The sequence below is a fragment of the Clostridium sp. DSM 8431 genome, from assembly GCF_900116755.1.
Classification (GTDB): Bacteria; Bacillota; Clostridia; order Clostridiales; family Clostridiaceae; genus Clostridium.
This window is the reverse complement of sequence record NZ_FPBY01000165.1, coordinates 1-7,179: the sequence shown is the minus strand read 5'-3', so window position 1 is coordinate 7,179 and position 7,179 is coordinate 1. Positions and strand designations below refer to the sequence as shown.

General features: G+C 28.3%; 9 protein-coding genes and 1 pseudogene. 8 read left to right on the top strand and 2 right to left on the bottom strand.

Annotation, left to right across the window (positions count from 1 at the left end; genetic code table 11):
- The 3 genes from BM384_RS13905 to BM384_RS13900 form a co-directional block, all read left to right on the top strand.
- Positions 1 to 111 (top strand): zinc ribbon domain-containing protein (locus BM384_RS13905; protein WP_139232125.1); only part of this gene is annotated, 111 nt, incomplete at its 5' end.
- A gap of 181 nt (positions 112 to 292) precedes the next feature.
- A complete protein-coding gene (locus BM384_RS17760) occupies positions 293 to 463 on the top strand; it encodes a hypothetical protein (protein WP_175537393.1) in 171 nt (56 codons plus the stop codon).
- 26 nt (positions 464 to 489) lie between these two features.
- Complete coding sequence (locus BM384_RS13900) at positions 490 to 1,086, top strand: HD domain-containing protein (RefSeq protein ID WP_090014469.1); 597 nt, start codon at positions 490 to 492, stop codon at positions 1,084 to 1,086.
- 74 nt (positions 1,087 to 1,160) lie between these two features.
- On the opposite strand, the gene BM384_RS13895 is transcribed toward BM384_RS13900, so the two are convergent.
- Positions 1,161 to 1,397, bottom strand: coding sequence for a hypothetical protein (locus BM384_RS13895; RefSeq protein WP_090014467.1), 237 nt, complete (start codon positions 1,395 to 1,397; stop codon positions 1,161 to 1,163).
- Between the two features lie 139 nt (positions 1,398 to 1,536).
- On the opposite strand from BM384_RS13895, the gene BM384_RS13890 reads away from it, so the two are divergent.
- The 5 genes from BM384_RS13890 (at position 1,537) to BM384_RS13870 (ending at position 6,606) form a co-directional block, all read left to right on the top strand.
- Positions 1,537 to 1,743 carry a cysteine-rich CWC family protein gene (locus BM384_RS13890; protein ID WP_090014466.1) on the top strand — a complete coding sequence of 69 codons (207 nt, stop codon included), beginning with the start codon at positions 1,537 to 1,539 and terminating at the stop codon, positions 1,741 to 1,743.
- Positions 1,744 to 1,827: 84 nt separating this feature from the next.
- Positions 1,828 to 3,381 carry a DUF2207 domain-containing protein gene (locus BM384_RS13885; RefSeq protein ID WP_090014464.1) on the top strand — a complete coding sequence of 518 codons (1,554 nt, stop codon included), beginning with the start codon at positions 1,828 to 1,830 and terminating at the stop codon, positions 3,379 to 3,381.
- A 3-nt stretch (positions 3,382 to 3,384) separates the two neighbouring features.
- Positions 3,385 to 4,365, top strand: coding sequence for a radical SAM/SPASM domain-containing protein (locus BM384_RS13880; protein WP_090014463.1), 981 nt, complete (start codon positions 3,385 to 3,387; stop codon positions 4,363 to 4,365).
- Positions 4,366 to 4,461: 96 nt separating this feature from the next.
- On the top strand, positions 4,462 to 5,136 hold the full coding sequence (locus BM384_RS13875; RefSeq protein ID WP_175537392.1) for a carbohydrate-binding protein: 675 nt from the start codon (positions 4,462 to 4,464) through the stop codon (positions 5,134 to 5,136).
- Between the two features lie 258 nt (positions 5,137 to 5,394).
- A complete protein-coding gene (locus BM384_RS13870) occupies positions 5,395 to 6,606 on the top strand; it encodes a BaiN/RdsA family NAD(P)/FAD-dependent oxidoreductase (RefSeq protein WP_175537394.1) in 1,212 nt (403 codons plus the stop codon).
- Between the two features lie 365 nt (positions 6,607 to 6,971).
- Here the strand turns inward: BM384_RS13870 and BM384_RS13865 are convergent.
- Positions 6,972 to 7,179, bottom strand: a pseudogene (locus BM384_RS13865) (IS701 family transposase); the annotation flags it as partial.

Below are 7,179 nucleotides of genomic sequence, written 5' to 3'. Positions count from 1 at the left end.
AAAAAAGACTTGAAGCTTAAAGATAGAATATATAAATGTTCTTGCGGTTTAAATATAAATAGAGACTATAATGCAAGTATTAATCTTAGTAGATACGAATTAGCAAGTTAATCACTATCAAGATATTGCTGATATGTAGGGTGCGTTGTACCCGAATTTACGCCTTTGGACTGTTATATCAAATGAGAGTAGTATATGAATTTATTCATTACAAAATCAGACAGGTTGAATAAGGAATTAAACATGCTTTATAAAGTTTTATAAGGTTTTGGCAACGGAAATGGAGGACTTCTTGGGTGAAGATATTTCAGAACCAAAGTCAGAGGAAAATAGTATTTCACTTAAAGTAATTGAGGTTTGGAAAGATAGATATGATTATAGAAAATTTACTATTATCAGAGAGGAAGATTCATCATTTAAAATTGATGATATAATTAGATGTGAGAAGTTTACTTTTAACTAAGATAAATTTAGACGGGGGCTAAAGTTATGAATAATTTAAGGCTTAAGCAGCAATTTGATTTTATAAGAGAAATTGATAAAGAAAAGTTTATTGAAAGACAAACCTATCTTTCAGATGGAAAAACAAAAGAAAATGATGCAGAGCATGCTTGGCATATGGCTGTTATGACTTTGCTTTTAAGTGAGTATGCTAATGAAGAGATAGATGTGTTAAAGACTATAAGCATGCTGCTAATACATGATATAGTTGAAATAGATGCAGGAGATACATATGCTTATGATGAAGAAGCAAAGAAAACTCAAAAGGAAAGAGAAGAAAAAGCAGCAGATAGAATTTTTGCAATTTTACCTAAAGATCAAGGGGAAAAGTTTTTTTGTCTTTGGAAAGAGTTTGAAGAAGGGCTAACTCCTGAAGCTAAGTTTGCGTGTGCTATGGATAATATACAGCCTTGTATGCTTAATGCCTTAATTGGAGGAAAGAGCTGGGGAAAAAGAGGAGTAGAGCTTAGCCAAATTTTAGAGAGAAATAAGGATACAGCTAAGGGGTCTAAAACTCTTTGGGAATATCAATATAGTAATATGATAAAACCCAATTTAGAAAATGGTATGATAAAAGATAAATAGTGAAAAAATATAGCCTCTAGATAATTTTTAAAATTATCTAGAGGCTATTATATATAAAATTTAAAAACTAATGGCTAATAATTAATTCCTGCAACTTTGATATTGTTTATATCATCTTGAGAACATGGAGTTATTGCATAAGTCATTTTACAATTATCACATACAGTAACAAAAGTATTCATAGTAACATCTTGTCCACATTCACATTTTATTTCATAAGGAGTATTTAATTTTAAATTAGCTTTCCTCTTTTCTCTTAATCTGTCAACGATTTCTTTCCCAGTTTTTTCAGCTGTACATCCACAAGCCATGGCATTACATCCTGTTTTTAAGTCTGATTTAATTATACATATATTATTAAGTTTGTCTGTAACGAATGTTACATTATTGTAAGAATTTTATTACTTAGCTTAGTTTTATGATAGAATATAATAAATTATTTTTAAGGAGATGGAGATTTTGGAAGTGAATAAAGGTATATGCCCTTTGTGTGGTAAATCAAATAACTGCGCCTATGCGGCAGGAAAAATTCATGAAGGATGCTGGTGTGAAGAGGTTACAGTTCCTAAAGAGCTTATAGATAGAATTCCTGAATATTTAAAGGGTAAAGCATGTATCTGTAGAGAATGTATAAATAAATTTAATAAAAAATTGTAGATGGAATATTATAGAATTTATTATAATACAAGTATTATTTACATAATTATTGAAAAATAATACTTGCTAGGGGGATATAACAAAATGAAAAGAATATTTAAAGTATTAATTATGTGTATGGCAATTCTATTTTTTGGTATCAATAAAATAGCTTATGCAGAAGAAAAAAAGTATAATGTTGAAAGAGTTCAGTTTAATGTTGAACTTCAGGAAAATGGAGATGCTTATGTTACTGAAAATTGGGATATTAATTTTAAGAAGGGAGATTTTACAAGATTTTATTTGAGTAGAAATAAAGATCTTCCGGATATAGAAAAATTTAATGGAATAGATTTTAAAAGCTTTACTTATAATGGCTTAGAGTGTATTAAAACTGAAGATACAAATGGAAGACCAGAAGGAACATACAGCATTATAGAATCTGAAGACTTAGTAGAATATGCTTGGTACTTTAGAGAATCAGATACTTCTAAGGTTAATTTAACAAATAGCTATGTTTTAAAGAATGTAGTTAAAATAAATGATAAAGGAAATGCAATTTTTTGTTATAGGTTTGTAGGAAAGGATTTTTCAAAGAAAATTAATGAGGTAAAAATCAATATATATAGTCCTAAAGCAGGAAAAATGGATGTTAGATATGATTCTGGCATGAAATACAATATTTATGATGACTTTACTGAGTTAAGTAAGAAAAATAGCTCAGGCATGATTAAAGTTAATTTAGCCATGGATAAAGGTATGTTTACTAACAATTTAAATACTGTAGTAGAAACAGATAGTAATGCAGATAATACTGAAAAAGAGGATGATAATAATTTTAATTTTGCTATTTTAGGTGTATTATTTGTTATTGGTTTATTCGTTTTAAGAGGGATTAAAAAAATTATAGATTTAATAATATATGGAGTATCTTCTAAAGATGAAGAAAAAGTAAAAGGCATTTTGTTTGAATTAAAAGACAATAATATAACTCCTTTTGAAGTAGTTAAAATCTTGAAGGTTAAAAGGATAAAAATGAATGAATTTAAACTTATATTCTTAGAGCTTTTGAGAAAAGATATTATATCTGTAGATAAAGAAAACATATTTATAAAAGACACTTTAGGATATAACTTAAAAAGTTATGAAAGCTATTTTATAAAGGTGTTGGATTCAAATGCTGAGGTAAGTAAAAATGGTATCAAATATGTGTCTATGGATAAACTTTTAGAGGCTTTAAAGGATAATAACACTCTAAATAAATTTGTTAATAGCTATGAATCAATAGATATTATAAAGCTTAGAAGAAAGTTTAAAAGAAAAATTAATATATTAAGAGTATATTTTAAGAGATGCTCATCAGCTTATACTAGTGATATGGGAGAAATTTTGAAAAATTATGAGAAGAATAATTATATTGATATAGATAATTTGTATTATATGGCAACTCATGTATTATCAACAACAGTGAAGGAAACAAATTATATGAATGACTGTAGATATAATAGCTATTATTATAATGATATATTTTCTTATATGGACTATCATTCTCATCATTTTATAAATCCTGATACTAATAATTCAAGTAGTGGAAGTAGCTGCTCTAGCTGTTCTAGCTGTTCAAGTTGCTCTAGCTGTGGTGGTGGAGGTGCTGATTAATTTATGGAAAAGCATGTCTTGCAATGGCATATTACTCATAAATGTAATCTAAGATGTATCCATTGCTATCAAGAAGATTATAAAAATGATTTGAGTTTTGAAGAAATAAAAAAAGTATTTTGTGATTATTTAGAGTATATTAAGAAAAATAATTTTAAGGGTCATATTAATATTACAGGTGGAGAACCTTTTCTTCACCCAGATTTTTTCAAAGTAATAAGCCTATTTGAAGAAAATAATATTACCTTTGGTATATTAACTAATGGAACTCTTTTAGATGAAGATATGGTAAAAAGACTCAAGGATTTTAAAAACTTATCCTTCGTACAGATAAGTTTGGATGGAACAAAAAGAATGCATGATAGCATTAGAGGAAAAGGAAATTTTAAGAAGGCTATTAATGGAATAAGATTATTAAATAAATATAATATAATATCTATGGTTGCTTTTACTGCTCATAAAAAGAATGTACATAAACTTAAATCTGTAATAAGGCTTGTAAAAAAAGAAAAGGTTAAGGTCTTTTGGGCTGATAGGTTAATTCCAACTGGTACCTGTGAGGATATACTAAGTACAGAAGAATTTTTGAAAATGGCAAAAATAATGAATAATGAGTCCATAAAGGCTGAAAATAATAAAAAATGCGCTACAGAAATAAGGGCTAATAGAGCTTTGATGTTTATGGGGGGATGCAATACTATATATCATTGCAGTGCAGGAATTACTCTTTTAACTATACTTGCAAATGGAGATTTACTGCCTTGTAGAAGAATGCCTATTGTTATAGGAAATACCTTAGAAAAATCCATTGTTAAATTATATGAGGAAAGTACACTTATTGAAGAATTAAAAGATAATGAAGTGCCAACAGAATGTAAAAAATGTTATAAATCTGATAAATGCAGAGGGGGACTTAAGTGTCTTTCTTATGCAGTTAAGGGAGAGCTTTTTAAAAGGGATATAAATTGCCCAGTTATAAGATAGATTAATTATTAAGGCTAGTTCTATTTATTTACATAACTACATATATATTAATTAACGGCATAAATGGCTAAATTGATTAATAAAGGAGTAGTTAAAATGGAATTTGAAAAGAAGACACTAAATTACTCAGAAGAGGATATGGCGGAGAAAAACAAAGAGAATGTGTCACTATTTTACAATGATGCTTTATATTTAGGATATGGTAAGTATGATTATAATATCTATATTAGAGTTAAAAATATAGATTATAAAAAGAAAGTAATTCTTCATTATGATGATGGACAAGGGTGGAAGGAAGCAGAAGGTGTATATGTAAATAAGTTAAATGATAATAATTATGATATTTTTAAAGTATCTCTTGATACTATAGATTCCATAAAATACTTTATTACTTATGAAGTAAATGGAAAGGTATATAAAGACGATAATAATAAAAAATATTATACAGATGAAGCCTTAGGAACAGCTCCTATGTGTGCCATAAGATCTTCAGGTGTTAATGAAGTATATCTTAGAGTAAAGAAATATGAAAATAAGAAAAAATTATTTGTACACTACACAGCTGATAATTGGAGAAATGTTAAAAGTGATATTGAGCTTGTTAAGGTTGAAAATTATAATGATAACACAGAACTTTGGAAGGCTACATTAGATACTGGAAGGTCTAAAGAGGATATTAAATATGCTTTTTATTTGAAGCTTTATGGTAATGTGTATTGGGATAATAATTTTGGGTTAAATTATGATGAGAGTTTTTCAAAAGTTAGATAGAGAATAGTTATTTTCATAATAAACTTTCCTTTAAATTGATTTTTTAAAGGAAAGTTTTTTGTCGTGGAAAAAGGAGACTTAAGTCTCACTGTGCTCCCTAAGTAAGTGTCAATAGCAAAATATAAAATTTGGACAAGGGAAAAGGAAACTCGACTCACCTTCGTTCGCTGAGTAAGTTCCAGTAGCTAAATATAAAATTTGGACTGTCACTTAATTTTGTAGTATTATATTATCTAGCTTATATAAGAAAAGAGAGGGATATATATCATGAAGGTTATTGTAATAGGAGGAGGACCATCTGGCATTATGGCGGCTTTAAAGGCAGCTGAAAATAATGAAGTGGTACTTATTGAAAAAACTGATTCTATAGGTAAAAAGTTAAGACTTACAGGAGGCGGAAGATGTAACATAACTAATAATAGAGATATTTTAGAGATGCTTGAAAAGGTTGTTACAAATAAGAAATTCTTATACTCTGCTTTTTATACATATACTAATAGAGATGTTTTAGATTATTTTTCAAAGCATGGTCTTAAGTATAAAATTGAAGCTGATGAAAAAATATATACAGATAGTGATAAAGCTGATGATGTAATTAATGTTTTGAGAGAAGATTTAGAGAGAAAAAAAGTTTCTGTTATATATAACTCTGAAATTACAGATTTAATAGTTCAAGATAGTGCAATTAAAGGGGTTATAATTAACGGAGTAAAAGAGATATATGGTGATAAGGTAATAATAGCAACAGGAGGAAAAAGCTATCCTCAGACAGGATCAGATGGAAGTATGTATCCTATATTAGAAAGATACGGACATAAGATACAAAAACAATATCCAGCTCTTATTCCTCTTGTTATTAAAGAAGAATTTATTAAAAATCTTCAAGGTATATCAATGAAGGATGTACTTATAAAGGCAAAGGTGAAAAACAAGAGATTTGAGCAAAGAGGAGATATGATATTTACCCATTTTGGTGTATCTGGTCCTGCTATATTAAAGCTTTCATCTTATATAAATAAGGCTTTGGAAAATGGTGAGGTTGTACTTACTCTTGATTTTCTTCCAGATAAAAGTCGTGAAGAGATAAGTAATATAATGAGAGAGAATATACATAGGGATGTAATGAATAATTTAAAGGGACTTCTACCTCAAAATTTCCTTAAGGAAATAGGAGATATGTGTGAGTTTTCAGGTGTAAAGGCTTCTGATATTAAGAAGAAAAGTGAAAATAAGTTTTTATCCCTTGTAAAAGAGATGAATATTACTGCTAGAGAAATGCTAACTATTAAAGCTGCTCAGGTAACTAGTGGAGGAGTTTCTGTTAAAGATATAAATTCCTCTACCCTTGAATCTAAAAAAGTTAAAAACTTATATTTTGCAGGAGAAGTTATTGATGTTGATGCTGAAACAGGAGGATATAATCTTCAAATTGCATTTTCAACAGGTAACTTAGCTGGAAGGCTTGAATAATAAAAATATGCATGTAACTACTGTACTTGGTGCAGTAGTTTTTTTAACGCATAGGAAAGTTTAGAATTTCTTTAACAGTGAACACTGATTATTACAAGCTTTTTGGTATGTAAGTTCTCCAATGCGTTAAAAACAAAAATATAGTGCCGCTAAAGAACCAAAAAGCAAAATAATTAAATTGTATTTTAATATGAAATTATTTTACTTTTAGAACCTTTTGCATGGCAAAACAAAGCTGCTTACTGTGCTGAAAAGCGTGGCGTCAGCCACTTTGTTTTTTGGAAAAATATAGTGTATAAAATTATAAAACTATGATAGTGCATTTTTGCTTGAAAAATTTTACAGTCAAGTAACCAAACAGAATCCTAAGCTATTTTTAATGACTCAAAAATTTCTTCTATCGGCGTACCGCTTGCGGCAGCTTCATAGATAAATATTACTTTAGATTTTTGTAGATCCTTCTTAGCAGATTTATATCCAGTATTGAAGTGATAAGAATTATTAGAATACATTTTGCAATAAGTATAGTTTATTAACATTATTGTTAGATATCTATTAATACTTTTTTCACTT